Source organism: Klebsiella sp. WP8-S18-ESBL-06 (assembly GCF_014169755.1).
Taxonomy (GTDB): Bacteria; Pseudomonadota; Gammaproteobacteria; order Enterobacterales; family Enterobacteriaceae; genus Kluyvera; species Kluyvera ascorbata_B.
This window is the reverse complement of record NZ_AP022256.1, coordinates 2,729,748-2,743,658: the sequence shown is the minus strand read 5'-3', so window position 1 is coordinate 2,743,658 and position 13,911 is coordinate 2,729,748. Positions and strand designations below refer to the sequence as shown.

The 13,911-nt window shown below is 53.0% G+C and carries 19 protein-coding genes and 1 pseudogene; 18 read left to right on the top strand and 2 right to left on the bottom strand.

Annotated elements, in window-relative coordinates; genetic code table 11:
* The first annotated feature begins 660 nt into the window (after window positions 1-660).
* From H7R76_RS13175 to H7R76_RS13155, 5 genes are all read left to right on the top strand, one after another.
* Window positions 661-876, top strand: coding sequence for a class II holin family protein (locus tag H7R76_RS13175; RefSeq protein ID WP_182965454.1), 216 nt, complete (start codon window positions 661-663; stop codon window positions 874-876).
* Entirely contained in the window at window positions 876-1,412 is a 537-nt protein-coding gene (locus H7R76_RS13170; RefSeq protein WP_182965452.1) for a lysozyme, read from the top strand. Before H7R76_RS13175 ends, H7R76_RS13170 begins: the two co-directional genes overlap by 1 nt.
* Window positions 1,409-1,942 carry a DUF2514 domain-containing protein gene (locus tag H7R76_RS13165; protein WP_182965451.1) on the top strand — a complete coding sequence of 178 codons (534 nt, stop codon included), beginning with the start codon at window positions 1,409-1,411 and terminating at the stop codon, window positions 1,940-1,942. Before H7R76_RS13170 ends, H7R76_RS13165 begins: the two co-directional genes overlap by 4 nt.
* Window positions 1,939-2,175 (top strand): Acb2/Tad1 domain-containing protein, encoded by a 237-nt coding sequence (locus tag H7R76_RS13160; RefSeq protein WP_182965449.1) that lies wholly within the window; start codon window positions 1,939-1,941, stop codon window positions 2,173-2,175. Before H7R76_RS13165 ends, H7R76_RS13160 begins: the two co-directional genes overlap by 4 nt.
* 116 nt (window positions 2,176-2,291) lie before the next feature.
* The gene (locus H7R76_RS13155) at window positions 2,292-2,519 is read left to right on the top strand and encodes a hypothetical protein (RefSeq protein ID WP_182965447.1); all 228 of its coding nucleotides are present in this window, start codon (window positions 2,292-2,294) and stop codon (window positions 2,517-2,519) included.
* A gap of 94 nt (window positions 2,520-2,613) precedes the next feature.
* Here the strand turns inward: H7R76_RS13155 and H7R76_RS13150 are convergent, their stop codons facing one another.
* Window positions 2,614-2,874 carry a DUF6953 family protein gene (locus H7R76_RS13150; RefSeq protein ID WP_502711071.1) on the bottom strand — a complete coding sequence of 87 codons (261 nt, stop codon included), beginning with the start codon at window positions 2,872-2,874 and terminating at the stop codon, window positions 2,614-2,616.
* Between the two features lie 23 nt (window positions 2,875-2,897).
* The gene (locus tag H7R76_RS13145; RefSeq protein WP_182965445.1) at window positions 2,898-3,080 is read right to left on the bottom strand and encodes a YodC family protein; all 183 of its coding nucleotides are present in this window, start codon (window positions 3,078-3,080) and stop codon (window positions 2,898-2,900) included.
* Between the two features lie 124 nt (window positions 3,081-3,204).
* Here H7R76_RS13145 and H7R76_RS13140 point away from each other — a divergent pair, with 124 nt between their 5' ends.
* The 13 genes and pseudogenes from H7R76_RS13140 (at window position 3,205) to H7R76_RS13085 (ending at window position 13,725) form a co-directional block, all read left to right on the top strand.
* Window positions 3,205-4,191: a terminase small subunit gene (locus H7R76_RS13140; protein WP_182965443.1), complete on the top strand. Its 987-nt coding sequence runs from the start codon at window positions 3,205-3,207 to the stop codon at window positions 4,189-4,191.
* Complete coding sequence (locus tag H7R76_RS13135; RefSeq protein ID WP_182965441.1) at window positions 4,169-5,476, top strand: terminase large subunit domain-containing protein; 1,308 nt, start codon at window positions 4,169-4,171, stop codon at window positions 5,474-5,476. Before H7R76_RS13140 ends, H7R76_RS13135 begins: the two co-directional genes overlap by 23 nt.
* Window position 5,477: 1 nt before the next feature.
* A complete protein-coding gene (locus H7R76_RS13130; RefSeq protein WP_182965439.1) occupies window positions 5,478-6,866 on the top strand; it encodes a DUF4055 domain-containing protein in 1,389 nt (462 codons plus the stop codon).
* Window position 6,867: 1 nt separating this feature from the next.
* Window positions 6,868-7,953: pseudogene (locus H7R76_RS13125) on the top strand (structural protein); the annotation flags it as partial.
* A 665-nt stretch (window positions 7,954-8,618) separates the two neighbouring features.
* Window positions 8,619-8,753, top strand: coding sequence for a hypothetical protein (locus H7R76_RS25035; protein ID WP_286187534.1), 135 nt, complete (start codon window positions 8,619-8,621; stop codon window positions 8,751-8,753).
* 81 nt (window positions 8,754-8,834) lie between these two features.
* Window positions 8,835-9,614 carry a hypothetical protein gene (locus H7R76_RS13120; RefSeq protein WP_182965437.1) on the top strand — a complete coding sequence of 260 codons (780 nt, stop codon included), beginning with the start codon at window positions 8,835-8,837 and terminating at the stop codon, window positions 9,612-9,614.
* Window positions 9,615-9,624: 10 nt separating this feature from the next.
* Entirely contained in the window at window positions 9,625-10,578 is a 954-nt protein-coding gene (locus tag H7R76_RS13115; protein WP_182965435.1) for a major capsid protein, read from the top strand.
* Window positions 10,503-10,859: an Ig-like domain-containing protein gene (locus H7R76_RS13110; RefSeq protein WP_182967983.1), complete on the top strand. Its 357-nt coding sequence runs from the start codon at window positions 10,503-10,505 to the stop codon at window positions 10,857-10,859. Before H7R76_RS13115 ends, H7R76_RS13110 begins: the two co-directional genes overlap by 76 nt.
* A gap of 36 nt (window positions 10,860-10,895) precedes the next feature.
* Window positions 10,896-11,378, top strand: a complete 483-nt coding sequence (locus H7R76_RS13105) for a DnaT-like ssDNA-binding protein (RefSeq protein WP_182965433.1) — start codon at window positions 10,896-10,898, stop codon at window positions 11,376-11,378.
* Between the two features lies 1 nt (window position 11,379).
* A complete protein-coding gene (locus H7R76_RS13100; protein ID WP_182965431.1) occupies window positions 11,380-11,730 on the top strand; it encodes a hypothetical protein in 351 nt (116 codons plus the stop codon).
* Between the two features lies 1 nt (window position 11,731).
* Window positions 11,732-12,316, top strand: coding sequence for a hypothetical protein (locus H7R76_RS13095; protein ID WP_182965429.1), 585 nt, complete (start codon window positions 11,732-11,734; stop codon window positions 12,314-12,316).
* On the top strand, window positions 12,313-12,723 hold the full coding sequence (locus tag H7R76_RS13090; RefSeq protein WP_182965427.1) for a DUF4128 domain-containing protein: 411 nt from the start codon (window positions 12,313-12,315) through the stop codon (window positions 12,721-12,723). The genes H7R76_RS13095 and H7R76_RS13090 overlap by 4 nt, the downstream gene beginning before the upstream one ends.
* A gap of 69 nt (window positions 12,724-12,792) precedes the next feature.
* Window positions 12,793-13,725 carry a phage tail tube protein gene (locus H7R76_RS13085; RefSeq protein ID WP_182965425.1) on the top strand — a complete coding sequence of 311 codons (933 nt, stop codon included), beginning with the start codon at window positions 12,793-12,795 and terminating at the stop codon, window positions 13,723-13,725.
* Window positions 13,726-13,911 lie beyond the last annotated feature (186 nt).

The following is a 13,911-nucleotide window of genomic DNA, read 5'->3' as shown; positions in this document are numbered from 1 at the left end:
ATCCCTGGCACCCGCCGGGGATTTTTATTTTCAGGCTCCGGGAATCACTCCTAACTTCCCCTTTACCGGTTATCAGCGGCGATAGAGCGATAGCACCTCAAGGGCATGAGCGTGGCCACTGCGTAAGAGTGGCTGGTAACTACATAAATATTCACGTAGTCTTATGGTGAGTACAGTCATTTGTGAGTAACCAGTATGCTGTTTTTCTTTGAAAGCACATGGCCCATCTTATCGATCCTGTTGTTAGGGTTAGCAATGGTTGCCTACGGTCTGGAGAAAAAGATGATAATGACAATTCTGCTCCTGGTGGCTGTGGTGGTTCTGATTGCTGGGGCATTTTGCTTTAAAGATTATTGACCCGTGTTGGTAAGCATTGACGATGCTTATGAAATAGATTTAATTTATTTGTGCAGCGAATCCCCCAACGCGGAGGGGCGTACAGTCAAAACGATGAATGCACAAATGCGCGCGGATCAGTTGACTGGCTGATTCACCGGGAGGCACCCGGCGCTGCACCCCTTACCTTGGCCTGCTCATCTGAGTGGGCCTTTTTTATTTCAGGCCCCGGGAAAACTCCCAGACGTGTGTTGTCGTTAAATCAGCCCGAGAGCCTGAACCCCTTTAAAACACACAGCACCCGCCACGCAGCGAGGTGAGAGCATGTATCGAATGGACAAACTGACAACAGGCATTGCCTACGGTGCGTCAGCCGGTAACGCCGGATTCTGGGTGCTTCAGCTACTGGACAGAGTAAGCCCATCGCAGTGGGCTGCAATTGGCGTGCTCGGAAGTCTGATGTTTGGCCTGATGACGTACCTGACAAATCTGTATTTCAAAATCAAAGACGACAGGCGAAAGGCCGCGCGGGGTGATTGATGTCGAACAAAGTAAAGTTCAGCGCCGCCATGCTTGCTCTTCTCGCTGCCGGAGCAACAGCTCCTGAACTGTTTGACCAGTTCATGAGCGAGAAAGAAGGTAATGCGCTGGTGGCCGTTGTCGATCCCGGTGGCATCTGGTCGCTATGCCACGGCGTCACAGTAATCGACGGTAAGCGAGTCGTGAAAGGCCAAACCGCGACCGAAGCGAAATGTAAGAAGGTTAACGCTATTGAGCGCGACAAGGCGCTGGCGTGGGTTGACCGGAATATCAAGGTGCCGCTGACCGAGCCGCAGAAGGTCGGCATCGCGTCGTTCTGCCCTTACAACATCGGACCTGGTAAATGCTACCCATCAACCTTCTATAGCCGTATGAACGCCGGTGACACGAAAGGCGCCTGTGAAGCTATCCGCTGGTGGATTAAAGACGGTGGCCGCGATTGCCGCCTGACAAAAGGCCAGAAGAATGGCTGCTATGGGCAGGTAGAACGGCGGGACCAGGAAAGCGCGTTGACGTGCTGGGGGATAGACCAGTGAAACCGGGTGGCATCTGCATCATTGTGATTGTTGCGTTGGTTGGTTCGTTTCTCGCTGGCAGCGAATGGACGAATCGCAGCTGGGAAACAAAGTGGGCTGACCGGAATAGCGCGGAATCTTCACTGGAAGCGAATGCACAGACCGCAGCTCGCATGATTGAACAAGGGCGAACAATCGCCCGGGATGAGGCTGTTAAAGATGCTCAAGCTAAAGCAGCGAGCGCTGCCGCTACTTATGCTGGCTTGTCTGCCAGCGTTAAGCAGCTGCGCGCCGAAGCAACAAAACTCGCTACCCACCTGGACGCCGCAAAGCACACCACAGATCTCGCCGCTTCCGTCAGAAGCAAAACAGCCGGAGCCACCGCAGCAATGCTTGCCGACATGCTCGGAAGCCTTGGAGAAGAAGCTCGATATTATGCTGGACGCGCTGACGAAAGCTACCGGGCAGGAATGACGTGTGAGCGGATTTACGACTCGGTGAGAGAATCAAATAATAACCCACAAAAACCGATATCGAAGGTAACGCAATGAGTGAAGCTAAACCGCAGGACGGCAGCACCGTTAAAGGCTATCGAACTTTAACGGCAGGTGACATCGAGGTGATGAATCGCCTTAAAGATGTGAGCCGCCATTTTCTAAATTTGTTGGATACAGCCAAGGAAACTGGCGCCGATCCGCGCTGGATTGCTATGGCTAAAACCGAAATGCAAAAAGCCTGTATGTCGGCTTGTCGCGCAGTTGCGCAGCCTGACGACGACTGTTAAGCCATTACAAAGCTCATCATCGCGTGACTTCGATAATGCATTGCTAAAGTTGAAATTTTTAACATTGCCCCAATCTTCTTATTGCCACAGATAGGCTGTGGTAAAAGGAGAAGCGAATGCTTGAGAATTATTTTGATGGGACAAGTAAGACCGAAACTGAAGCACAAAAAAAGTTTCAGCGACTGGCAGCCGTTCAGGCGGCGTTAGAAATAGCGAAGCATTCCGTTGGCCCCGGAGGAGAAGGTACTCATTCGCGGGTTGATGAAGATTTGGAATTCGTTACAAGTAAAATTGAGGCCCTTGCTGACGCTATTCAGAAGGCTCTTTCTAAGAATATCGACTAATTTCTAAACCGCCCGAGGGCGGTTTTTTATCACCATTAGGATTTAGCTTTCCATGGTAATGTCGAAAACAAGGGCGAGGTTATCGCCCTGCGTCTTAACCGCGAGCCTCTCGGCTTTCCTCGTCTTCAGGAACACGGTATCGCCAGTACTTATCTGGTTTGACCCAAACAACATTTTCACCGCTTTCAACTCGGAAGGAATTTATCACCTTAGTTGATAAGGCTTGGTTACCATCTGCGTTTTCTTTGAGGTGCTGTTCGTTTCCTGATTTCACCAAGTGATCAACAACATCCTGTTGATAGAGGCATCTATCATTAGCAAGAGTTGACATCATCCATTTTGTTACATCATGAATTGATAAGGCAGTAGTGTTTGGGTTTAAGGCTTTGGGGTGACTAACTCAAGCGAATCTGCCTTGAAAAAGCCTTGCTCTAGCTTTTTCCCCGCGAACCATTGACATATATATGAATATCCCTGTGTTGTTGAAAAGGTTTTGACAGTCATATCAGGGCCGCCAGATTTCAACTTAACAATATCTCCAGACTTAAACTCATCATTCATAACTTTTTACTCCTTGTAATTGGTTACGGTAACCAAGGACGCACAAGAAATGCTCTTCCATGATTACCTCATTGGTTCGAATGGTTACTATCTCTTTGTTTGAAAAAACTATCCAGAGGAATTTATGGCAAAACCGGACTGGGGCGAGCTTCAGCAACGGTTCCTGTCCGAGCATGCCAAAACGGGTATATCACCTAAAGACTGGTGCGAAGCGCAGGGACTGAACTACGCCACCGCCCGCCGATATATCAAAAAACCAGCTGCTCAAAGTGCGCAAAAATCTGCGCAGAAGAAAGTGCGCAGTGCGCAAATTGAAAAGAGCGCAGAAGAGCTGGTGGACAGCAAGCTAAGTCCAAAGATAAAGCTCTTCATCGCTGAATATCTGAAAGACCAGAATGCGACTGCTGCCGCGGAGCGTGCAGGATATAGCGATTCGAATTATGGTCGTCAGCTCATTGCGAATCCTAACGTTGCGCAGGCTATTGCGCAGCAGCAGAAAGCTTCCATTGCGCGCACGCTGGCCGATGCCGATGTGGTCCTCGCGCAGATGTGGCAGCTCGCCACTTTCGATGCAAACCAACTCTCACAATACCGCCGGGGCGCTTGTCGTTACTGTTGGGGCTTCGGTCATCATTACCAGTGGCGCGATGCGGTCGAGTTCAATGAGGAAACGGCAAAGGTTGAGGGGCGAGGAGGTGCTAAACAACCCGAAGACACTGGCGGCTATGGTTACGATCACAACAGGGAACCAAATCCAGAATGCCCTCGCTGCAATGGTGATGGAATAGGTCGCCCTCACTTCCCTGACTCTAGATATCTGCCGCCAACAGCTGCGCTGGCTTACTCCGGTGTGAAGGTCGGTAAAAACGGTGTCGAAATAACAGCTATCAGTCGCGAGAAGATGTTTGAGGCTGTGATGAAGCGACTTGGCCTGGCTGATAGCGAGTTCGCTCAGAAGCTGCAGCAAATTGAAATCGAGCGCCGGCAGTTGGAGATCGAGAAATTACGCAAGGAACTGGCGGCGGATCCTGAAGATGATGTGCCGACACCAGTTGCAATCAATATCAACGTGGTAGACGCGAGGGTTCGTGATGATAGCGCCGACGCTTAACGTCCCTCAGGCGCGCTTCCTCGCCATGCCGCATAAGTTCAAGGCCTATGTTGCTGGGTTCGGTTCCGGTAAGGCGTGGGTTGGCTGCGGAGGCATCTGCAAGGGTATGTGGGAGTTTCCCAAAATCAACCAGGGTTACTTCGCGCCGACTTATCCGCAGATCCGTGACATCTTTTATCCGACGGTTGAGGAGGTGGCCTTTGACTGGGGGTTGAGCGTCAAAATCAATGAGGGGAACAAAGAGGTTCACTTCTATGAAGGGCGGCGTTATCGCGGCACGACGATTTGCCGTTCGATGGAGAAACCCGGCTCGATAGTCGGTTTCAAAATCGGCAACGCGATGGTAGATGAGCTGGATGTCATGGCCGCCGCCAAAGCGCAACAGGCATGGCGAAAAATTATCGCGCGTATGCGTTACAAGGTTGATGGACTGCGCAACGGTATTGATGTCACTACGACCCCGGAAGGCTTTAAGTTCGTCTATCAGCAGTTCGTGAAAGCCGTACGCGAAAAACCTGAACTGGCTGCGCTGTATGGCTTGATTCAGGCCAGTACGTTCGATAACGAGAAGAATCTTCCTGCTGACTATATCCCTTCGCTACTCAGTTCTTACCCTGACGAACTGATTCAGGCTTATTTGCGTGGAAGGTTCACCAACCTTAACAGCGGCACCATTTATCACACGTTCAACCGCAAGTTGAATAACTGCACCGATGAAATTCAGGACAATGATCCGCTGTTTATCGGTATGGATTTCAACGTGGGGAAAATGGCCGCGATAGTTCACGTCAAGCGTAACGGCCTGCCGCACGCGGTTCGCGAGTTGGTGAAGGTATACGACACGCCAGCAATGATTAAGCGCATCCAGGAGGAGTTCTGGCGCTACGAAGGCGGTCGTTACGTGAAAAGCCGGGAAATTTACATCTATCCCGATGCCTCCGGAGACTCCCGCAAATCCCAGAACGCCAGCAAGACCGATATTGCCCAGCTCAACGATGCAGGATTCAGCGTCATTGTAGATGATGCCAACCCGCCGGTTAAAGACCGCATCAACTCGATGAACGCAATGTTCTGCAACGCCAACGGCGAACGCCGCTATCTGGTTAACGTGCAAAACTGCCCGGTCTATACCGAAAGCCTTGAACAACAAGTCTGGGCTGCAAACGGCGAACCGGATAAATCAGCCGATAACGATCATCCCAACGACGCTGGTGGGTACTTCATTGTGAAAGATTACCCGATCGTGAAGCCCGCCTACTCAATCACCATGGACACCACATTCTGATATGGCAAATGACGACATCACCTGGGTTCGACCAGAGCACCGGGCGGCTTCTGCTGCCTGGCGGAAATACAGGGACTTCTGCAAAGGAGCTGAGGCCGTAAAAGCGGCGGGTAATAAGTATCTGCCGTATCTCGACCCAATCGATAAATCAACGCGTAACCGCAAACGCAACGAAGACTATCTGAGCCGCGCGGTGTTCTACGCCATCGCTGGTAATACAAAGATCGGCATGCTTGGCATGGCCTATCGAAAGGATCCCACCTTTAACGGCCAGGATAAGCTGAACTACCTGCTGGACAATGCTGACGGGGCCGGTACCAGTATCTATCAACAATCTCAGTTGGTTGCCGAAAACGTGCTGGAGGTTGCGCGAGAGGGGCTTTATGTTGACTACGCCGCAGCATCAGATGAAGCAATCATTCTCCGCTATCCGGCAGAAAACATCATCAACTGGCGCACAAAGCGTATTAACGGACGCGATCAACTGGTGCTGGTGGTTCTGAGAGAATGCGTCGAAGAGCCGGATGGTTACGCCTTTAAAGATGAAATCCAGTATCGCGAGCTTGCACTGGAAGAAGGGCGGTTCATCTGCCGGGTGTGGCGCCGGGCTGGCGGCACAGCAAGCGGAACCTACACCGTCGACAGTGAATACCATCCGAAGCCTAAAGGGAAGGACTACTGGGACGAAATTCCGTTCACCTTTGTCGGTGCCCAAAACAACGATCCCACAATCGATGATTCACCGCTGGCTGCGCTGGTGGAGATAAACCATGGTCATTACCGCAACAGTGCTGATTATGAAGATAGCGTGTGGTTCTGCGGTCAGGTGCAGCCGTATATCACTGGACTCGATACCGGTTGGCGTGACCACCTCGAAAAGCGGGGCGTTAAAATTGGTTCCCGGTCACCGCTTTTGCTTCCCAAGGAGGGCTCATTCGGTTACGCCCAGGCACAGCCAAACATGCTGGCGAAAGAGGCCATGGACAGCAAGCGCGATTACATGGTGCAGCTCGGCGCGCGGCTGATCGAACAAAACTCAGCGGCGAAGACGGCAACCCAGGCTAGCGGTGAGCAATCATCCTCTACATCAGTACTCGGTATCTGTGTATCGAATGTCTCTGAAGCCTACACGCTGGCGCTTCGCTGGTGTGCTAAATACCTCGGTATCAATGGCGAATCAACGAGCTACACGATCAACCAGGAATTCATCGCGAAGGTTGCAGAGTCCGGCATGGTGTCTGCAATCGTCAGCGCCTGGCAATCTGGCGCGCTGCGTGACACTGATATGGTGCGCGCGCTGCAAAAGCTGGATCTGATTGACCCGGCGGACAGCCCGACAGACGTTATCGATGCTCTTCGTAATCAGGCACCGACAATGACCGGGGGCTGATATGGGGACAGTCAACGAGAGCTTGCGCGATGAAGCGATAGCGCATTCTGTCTGGATTAGCCGTTATTCGACTGGTGTTGCAAGCCGGATGGTCAAACTACTTAACGAAACGGATGCTGAACTGACGGCGCGCCTGCTCGATGCGCTGGACAGACTCCCACCTGAAAGTTTCACCGTCTCCCGGCTGGAAAGTTTGCTCGGCAGTGTGCGGGAACTCAACCATCAGGCCGTCACCGCTATGCAAACCGGGCTTCAGGATGAGCTGGTGACGCTGGCGAAGAATGAAACCAGTTATCAGCTGAGCCTGTTCGATTCCCTCCTGTCGTCACAGGTACTGTCTCGCTACCCGCTACAGGGCATCACCGCTGATATGGTGTACGCCGCTGCGATGGCTCAGCCCTTTCAGGGGCGACTGCTGAGCGAGTGGGTGAGCAATCTGGAATCGGACAGGCTGGCGCGCATCGTTAATGCTGTGCGTCGTGGGTATCTGGCCGGTGATACGGTGGAAGCCATTGCGCGAAATGTGCGTGGACATGCCAACAAAGACTATCGCGACGGGGCGCTGCAAATGAGCAGGGCAAACGCTGCCAGTATTGCAAAAACAGCAGTGAGTCACCTGGCGGCTACAGCGCGCAACAGCTTCACCAGTGCCAACAGCGATATTGTGAAGGGCAAGCAATGGCTATCGACGCTGGACAACAAAACCAGTCACGACTGCATTATTCGCGACCTGCTGCGCTATACGCTGGAGAATAAGCCGATAGGGCACAAGGTGCCGTATTTACAGGGGCCGGGGAAAATACATTTCTGCTGTCGCTCAACCGAAACGCTGATCCTGAAGTCATGGCGGGAACTGGGCATCGATATTGATGAGATGGACGAAGGCACGCGCGCCAGCATGGACGGACAGGTTCCGGCGAAAACGACGTATCTCGAATGGCTAAAGCGCCAGCCGCCGCAGCGGCAGGATCAGGTTCTTGGTTCTGAACGTGGCCGGATGTTCCGCGCAGGAGAAATCGACCTGGGGGAAATGTTTACGGACAAAGGCGAGTGGATAAGCCTCGAACAGCTCCAGGAGCGTTCCGGCGGGGTATCAACCGCTGAGTCCTCACGTTCTCTGGATGAGCTGGTGGAGTGGATGACCGGCCGCGTGGCGCAGAATGTGAAGTTCCCGGATGGTGTATCTCTGGATGAAGCGAAACAGGCAGCACAGGCGGCATTCGATGTTATCCAGCGGTTCGGGCTCCAGCCCGTTGCGGCATTCGGTAACACACTGGATGTTCCGGCAACTGCGGCAGGTGCATATGAATCATCCTCACGAACCGTGCACCTTTCCCGGTGGGCGATGGACAGCAGTGAATGGGAAAACATTCTGAAGAACAGCGCAGGAATCGACATGACAATGATGGTAAGGCCATCCGTCGCGTCATCCTCGCTGTCTCAGGGGGTGCTGGATGCTTCCCCTGCGGAATTGCCGTATGTTGCGGTGGCGTCGGTTAAGGGCTCCGTGTGGCATGAACTGGGTCACCATCTGTATTATTCCCGGCCTGAAGTTGGTGCTCTGGTTGAAAGTGCTTATGATGATGGCTGGTGGCGTGCTCTCAGCGCCTATGCCGCAGAAGCGCCGAAAGAACTTTTTGCTGAGGTCGTATCGGCGTTTATGAGCGGCCAGAATGACACTATCAACCCCGAGATCCTCCAGTGGCTGAAACAACACTCCCGTTCCTGAAAAAAGCGTCAGAGCTGGCTCACATGGAGCCATTGCCAGATGACATCATCGAACAACTGGACACTATCTGCAAAGAGGCGGGTGAGACCACGCCGGAAGGCCGAATGATCGGCATCCTGATTGGCTCGGTTTATACCCGGCTAAACAACCCTGATTAAGAGTTATACAAACACACCTAGCCCTGGCATCCGCCGGGGCTTTTTTATGGGCGAGGCCCGACAAAATCCCGAGGGGAAATTATGTTAATCCGAAATATGCTTCTGAAGTATTACGCGTCTGAAAACAATGGTGAAGGTGCTGGCGGCGGTGATGGCAATCTCGAGATCACTCCTGAAATTCAGAAGCTGATTGATGAGCGGGTGACCAGCGAAGTCATGGGACTGAAAACGAAAAATAGTGAACTGCTGGGTACCATTAAGCAGCAGAAAGAAAACCTTTCCCGCTTTGATGGTATCGACCCGGACGCTGTACGCGGCATCCTGCAGCGTTTTTCTGACGACGAAGAGGCGAAGCTTATCGCTGCCGGAAAAATTGATGAGGTGCTGGATAAGCGCACTGAACGGCTGCGCGCGGACGTCGATAAGCAAATCAAAGTTGCTAACGAGCGCGCGGATAAAGCCGAAGCGTTCTCCAACAAGTTTCGGGATCGCGTCCTGGGCGATGCTATCCGCGCCGCAGCCCTTAAAGCTGGTGCGCTGGCTGAGGCGTCCGACGATCTGATCCTGCGTGCCAAAGGCACATTCCAGCTCAACGACGAAGGCGAGGCCGTAGCGGTTGATGCAAATGGCGATGTTCTGTTCGGCAAAGATGGCAAAACCCCACTAAGCCCCATCGAATGGGCGGAGTCTCTCAAGGAGACGGCCCCGCACCTGTTCCCGCGTGCTGAAGGTACTGGCGCGGGCGGACATAAACCGGGGAACGGCGGCGGCAGCCTGAAACGTTCCGAAATGAGCGCCAGCAATAAAGCGGAGTACATCCGTAAGCACGGCCAGCAGGCCTATCTCAAATTGCCTAAGTAAGGATTAATCAATGACTACGACTGTAAACACCGACCTGATTATCTATGACGATCTCGCGCAGACTGCATTTCTTGAGCGCCGCCAGGATAATCTGGAGGTATTTAATGCCGCCTCTAATGGCGCAATTATTCTCGATAACGAACTGATTGAAGGTGATCTGCGCAAGCGTGCTTTCTATAAAGTTGGCGGCTCTATCGAATCGCGTGACGTTAACTCCACTGACCCGGTCACGGGGAAAAAAATTGGTGCTGGCGAGTCTGTCAGCATCAAAGCACCGTGGAAATACGGCCCGTATGAAACCACTGAAGAGGCGTTTAAACGCCGTGGGCGTTCTGTTGATGAATTCTCTGAAGTGATCGGCGTTGATGTTGCTGATGCCACGCTGGAAGGCTACATCAAATATGCTCTTCAGGGGCTTATTGCCGCTATTGGCGCGAACGCCGAAATGACAGTTACTGCGGACATTGCGACTGACGGCAAGAAAACGCTGACACGTGGCCTTCGTACCTACGGCGATAAGTTCAACCGCGTTTCGCTGTTCGTCATGCACTCCACTACCTACTTTGACATTGTTGATCAGGCCATCGACAACAAAATCTACGAAGAAGCGGGCGTGGTGGTATACGGCGGTCAACCAGGTACGTTGGGTAAGCCTGTTCTGGTGACCGATACCATGCCCGTTGACGCGATTCTGGGGCTGGTGGCCGGTGCAGTGTCCGTAACTGAATCACAGGCTCCGGGCTTCCGTTCCTACGACATCAACGACCAGGAGAACCTTGCAATCGGCTATCGTGCAGAAGGCACGGTTAACGTTGAACTGCTGGGTTATAGCTGGGATGAAACGAAGGGAGTCAACCCTGACCTGACGAAAATCGGTACTGGCGCGAACTGGAAGAAACACTTCACCAGCAACAAATCCACAGCTGGCGTGCTGATCAAGCTGGCGGCTGCAGCGGGGGAGTAACACTGTCAGCGGATAAAACCTCCGCTACTGCTGACAGTACTGATGCGGTTACCGTTTCTCTCAAATACACCCTGAATGGCTCCGGCGTTTCCGGCAAAACTGTCGCGTGGACATCCACGGGCGGCTCGTTGAACGTCGCCAGCTCACAGACAGGCTCTGCTGGTGGTGCAACGGTGAAACTCACGTCAGGCGCGGCTGGCACCTTCACGGTAACCGGCATGGTTGACGGTGTGGCGAAAACCACTGAAGAGATCACCTTCACTGCGCCTTCCGGTGAATAACGCATGGGGCGAAAGCCCCATAAACTGGATGATTCGATGATCAATACCGATATCACTTCCCAGGATGCCAACAGCTATGCCACTGAAGCTGAATTAATAGCTTTCGGCGCGCTACGTGGCATAGAGTTGCCGGACAGCCTTATACCTCTGCTGATTAAAGCGATGGACTACCTAGAAGGGCTGGACTGGGTTGGCTCAAAAGCTGATCCGAGACAGGCTCTGGCATGGCCACGCGTGAATGTCGTTCTGGATGAACATGATTTCCCGCCGGATGAAGTTCCGCGCCAGGTAATAACCGCACAGTGCATGCTAGCAGTAGAGGCAACCGACGGCGATTTACTCTCCAGCGTGCGCGAGGCTGCTGTGAAAACTGAACGCGTGGAAGGTGCCGTCACCATGACCTATGCGGTCGCAGATGGTGAAGTCTTCACGCCGTCTTATCCTGCTGTAATGGCGCTGCTGGGCGACCTCGCTGGTGGTCGTGGTTACGCCATCAATGCATTTGCAGAGAGGGCCTGATATGGCGATTGATTACCAACGTATGCAGGCCAGAACAACCCGCATGCTCAGGAAGAACGGCGCGACGTACAACGTCACTCGCAAGGGCTCAGTAACTGTAGTCGGGGGCATTGAGCATAAAACTGATGCGGTACAGTTCTTCGCGGTGGGCGTGAAGACCGAATACTCGCCGGGCGAAATTGATGGAACGGTCATCGTTAACGGTGACGTGCAGATCGTTTTTACAGCAGAGCAGGAAATTAAAATCGGTGACCTGGTGGATATCGACGGCACACTACACCGCGTTATCAAACCGAATCCGGCAAAACCTGCCTCCCTGGTACTCTGCTATAAAGCGCAGCTGAGGGCTTAGTATGGGAGAGAACGCCGCATTTATGGCTGAAATCACGGCATTCGTGAATAAGGCCAAAGTCAATCAGGAAGCCGTGGTGCGTGCTGTTGGTATCAAAATACTCAATCAGTTGGTGATGATGTCACCTGTAGGCAACCCGGAACTGTGGGAAGTGAACCAGACAGCCGTTGCCTATAACAAAGCAGTTTACGACCACAATCAGACACAGCTAACGGATCCGGCAAACCGCACTAAAACCGGGCGTCTGAAGAAGAAAGCACGCGTAACCGACAGCATGGATATCAACGCTCCGGCAGGTTACACAGGCGGGCGTTTTCGCGGTAACTGGCAGGTATCGTTTGATGCACCGACAACAGACGAAACTGGGAGAATAGATAAGACCGGCGACCTGACAAAAGCAGCGGGCAACTACACGCTGTCGCTGTTCAAGGTTGGCATGAAATCCATCTACTTCTGCAACAACGTCCCGTATGCATACCCGCTTGAGATGGGGCACTCCGAGCAGGCACCCGGAGGGATGGTGCGGATCACTGCAGTAGAATTCCAGCGCTTCTTTGAAGAGGCTGTCAGGGAGGTGCCGAAGTGATTCCTGACATTGCGTCGGCAATGGCCGCCAGGCTGGGAAATTGGGCAGATGCCGCGAACATCACCGTCGCGTGGGAAAATATCGAATTCACGCCGCCGGCTACCGGAATTTATCTGGTGGTTCACGATATGCCTGCAACGCCCCGGACTCTGGACCTTGGCCTGAATTGCCGGGTCTATTCTGGGGTGTACCAGGTTAATGTTGTGACCCCCACCGGAACCGGGCGATCGGATGCTATAGCGCTGGCGAGTCAGGTTGCTGCGCTATTTCCAGAAGGGCAGGAGCTGCAGGGCGATGGCTTTACCTGCTGGATAACCAGCACGCCCGCAATTTTTCGTGGTATCCCGACCGCTGTTTCCTACACCGTACCCGTCAGCCTGAACTATCAGGCTGATATCGTCAGCTAACTGCTTTTATGTCACCGATATGACCCGTCGCCTGGCGGGTTTTTTATTACCTAAATTCAGGAGAATGCAATGGCATTTGCAATTCCTAACGGGTCGCGTGTAAACGTGGCCAAGGCCTATCTTGCGCCGATTATCTTCACAGCGGCATCCAATGCGACCGAGTGCGAACTGACTGTTGCGTCGGCAGATGGTATTGCCGCCGGGGATGTTATTCAGGTTAACTCAGGCTGGCTGAGGCTCGATAACATGGTGTTGCGGGTTAAATCAGTGAGCGGCACTAAAGTTGTCCTGGAAGGGTTTAATACCTCAGACACGAATAAATTCACGGCGGGGACCGGCGCTGGCACGCTACGTAAAATCGACTCATGGATCACCATGCCACAGGTGATGACGCTGTCTACTGAGGGCGGTGACCAGCAGACGATCAGTGTGCAGTTTCTGGAGGATGATAAGGCCCGCACCATTCCCACGTTTAAAAACGCTGTGGTGCAGGTCTACTCGTTTGCCCATGATCCGCTGCTGGCTATCTACGCGCGACTGAATGAACTGGATGAGTCGAGCGATACCACCGCCATCTGGTTCCATAACCCGCGTGGCAAGGCTGATCGATTTTACTCTGCCAAAGTGTCATTCCAGAAAGTGCCAAAGACCGAAATCAACGCAGTGGAAAGCAATGAAGCGCGTATGAACTTTGAGTCGGATATGCAGATTTACCCGATTGCTGATTCTTCCGCTTCGCCGCTGGCTTTTCTGTCTAACTTGCCGGCGACAATGGATGTTGCGGCGGGTGATGCGCTGGATCTTGCGGTTGTCATGCAGGGCGGTTCAGCGCCATACGCCTATGTGTGGAAGAAAGGGACCACCGCACTTTCGGGCAAAACGGCTTCGGCGCTCAATATCCCTTCAGTTGCAGCTGGTGACGCCGGGGAATACGCCTGTGAAGTCACCGATGCTACTGGTACGACAATGACCTCGGCTAAATGCACCGTCACTGTCAGTTAATCTTCTTGCCCGGTTCGCCGGGCTTTTTTTATTGAAGAGTACCGCTGGCGAATTTTCTGTATCCACACCCTCTGATTTATCAAACTGCGCCTTCACACGCGCTCTCTTAACCAAGAACCTTTCAGAAAGCGATCCTGAGAACTGCCGTTAGCGCCGGTGGGCCTCTTGGGGCGGCTTTTCTGTGTG

What these genes read in the sequence shown, in the direction of transcription:
- H7R76_RS13115 (WP_182965435.1), top strand. Translation starts at nt 9,625, where the DNA reads ATGACTACGACTGTAAACACCGACCTGATTATCTATGACGATCTCGCG.
- H7R76_RS13105 (WP_182965433.1), top strand. Translation starts at nt 10,896, where the DNA reads ATGATCAATACCGATATCACTTCCCAGGATGCCAACAGCTATGCCACT.
- H7R76_RS25035 (WP_286187534.1), top strand. Translation starts at nt 8,619, where the DNA reads ATGGAGCCATTGCCAGATGACATCATCGAACAACTGGACACTATCTGC.
- H7R76_RS13095 (WP_182965429.1), top strand. Translation starts at nt 11,732, where the DNA reads ATGGGAGAGAACGCCGCATTTATGGCTGAAATCACGGCATTCGTGAAT.
- H7R76_RS13130 (WP_182965439.1), top strand. Translation starts at nt 5,478, where the DNA reads ATGGCAAATGACGACATCACCTGGGTTCGACCAGAGCACCGGGCGGCT.
- H7R76_RS13120 (WP_182965437.1), top strand. Translation starts at nt 8,835, where the DNA reads ATGTTAATCCGAAATATGCTTCTGAAGTATTACGCGTCTGAAAACAAT.
- H7R76_RS13100 (WP_182965431.1), top strand. Translation starts at nt 11,380, where the DNA reads ATGGCGATTGATTACCAACGTATGCAGGCCAGAACAACCCGCATGCTC.
- H7R76_RS13155 (WP_182965447.1), top strand. Translation starts at nt 2,292, where the DNA reads ATGCTTGAGAATTATTTTGATGGGACAAGTAAGACCGAAACTGAAGCA.
- H7R76_RS13085 (WP_182965425.1), top strand. Translation starts at nt 12,793, where the DNA reads ATGGCATTTGCAATTCCTAACGGGTCGCGTGTAAACGTGGCCAAGGCC.
- H7R76_RS13140 (WP_182965443.1), top strand. Translation starts at nt 3,205, where the DNA reads ATGGCAAAACCGGACTGGGGCGAGCTTCAGCAACGGTTCCTGTCCGAG.
- H7R76_RS13145 (WP_182965445.1), bottom strand. Translation starts at nt 3,080, where the DNA reads ATGAATGATGAGTTTAAGTCTGGAGATATTGTTAAGTTGAAATCTGGC.
- H7R76_RS13170 (WP_182965452.1), top strand. Translation starts at nt 876, where the DNA reads ATGTCGAACAAAGTAAAGTTCAGCGCCGCCATGCTTGCTCTTCTCGCT.
- H7R76_RS13175 (WP_182965454.1), top strand. Translation starts at nt 661, where the DNA reads ATGTATCGAATGGACAAACTGACAACAGGCATTGCCTACGGTGCGTCA.
- H7R76_RS13160 (WP_182965449.1), top strand. Translation starts at nt 1,939, where the DNA reads ATGAGTGAAGCTAAACCGCAGGACGGCAGCACCGTTAAAGGCTATCGA.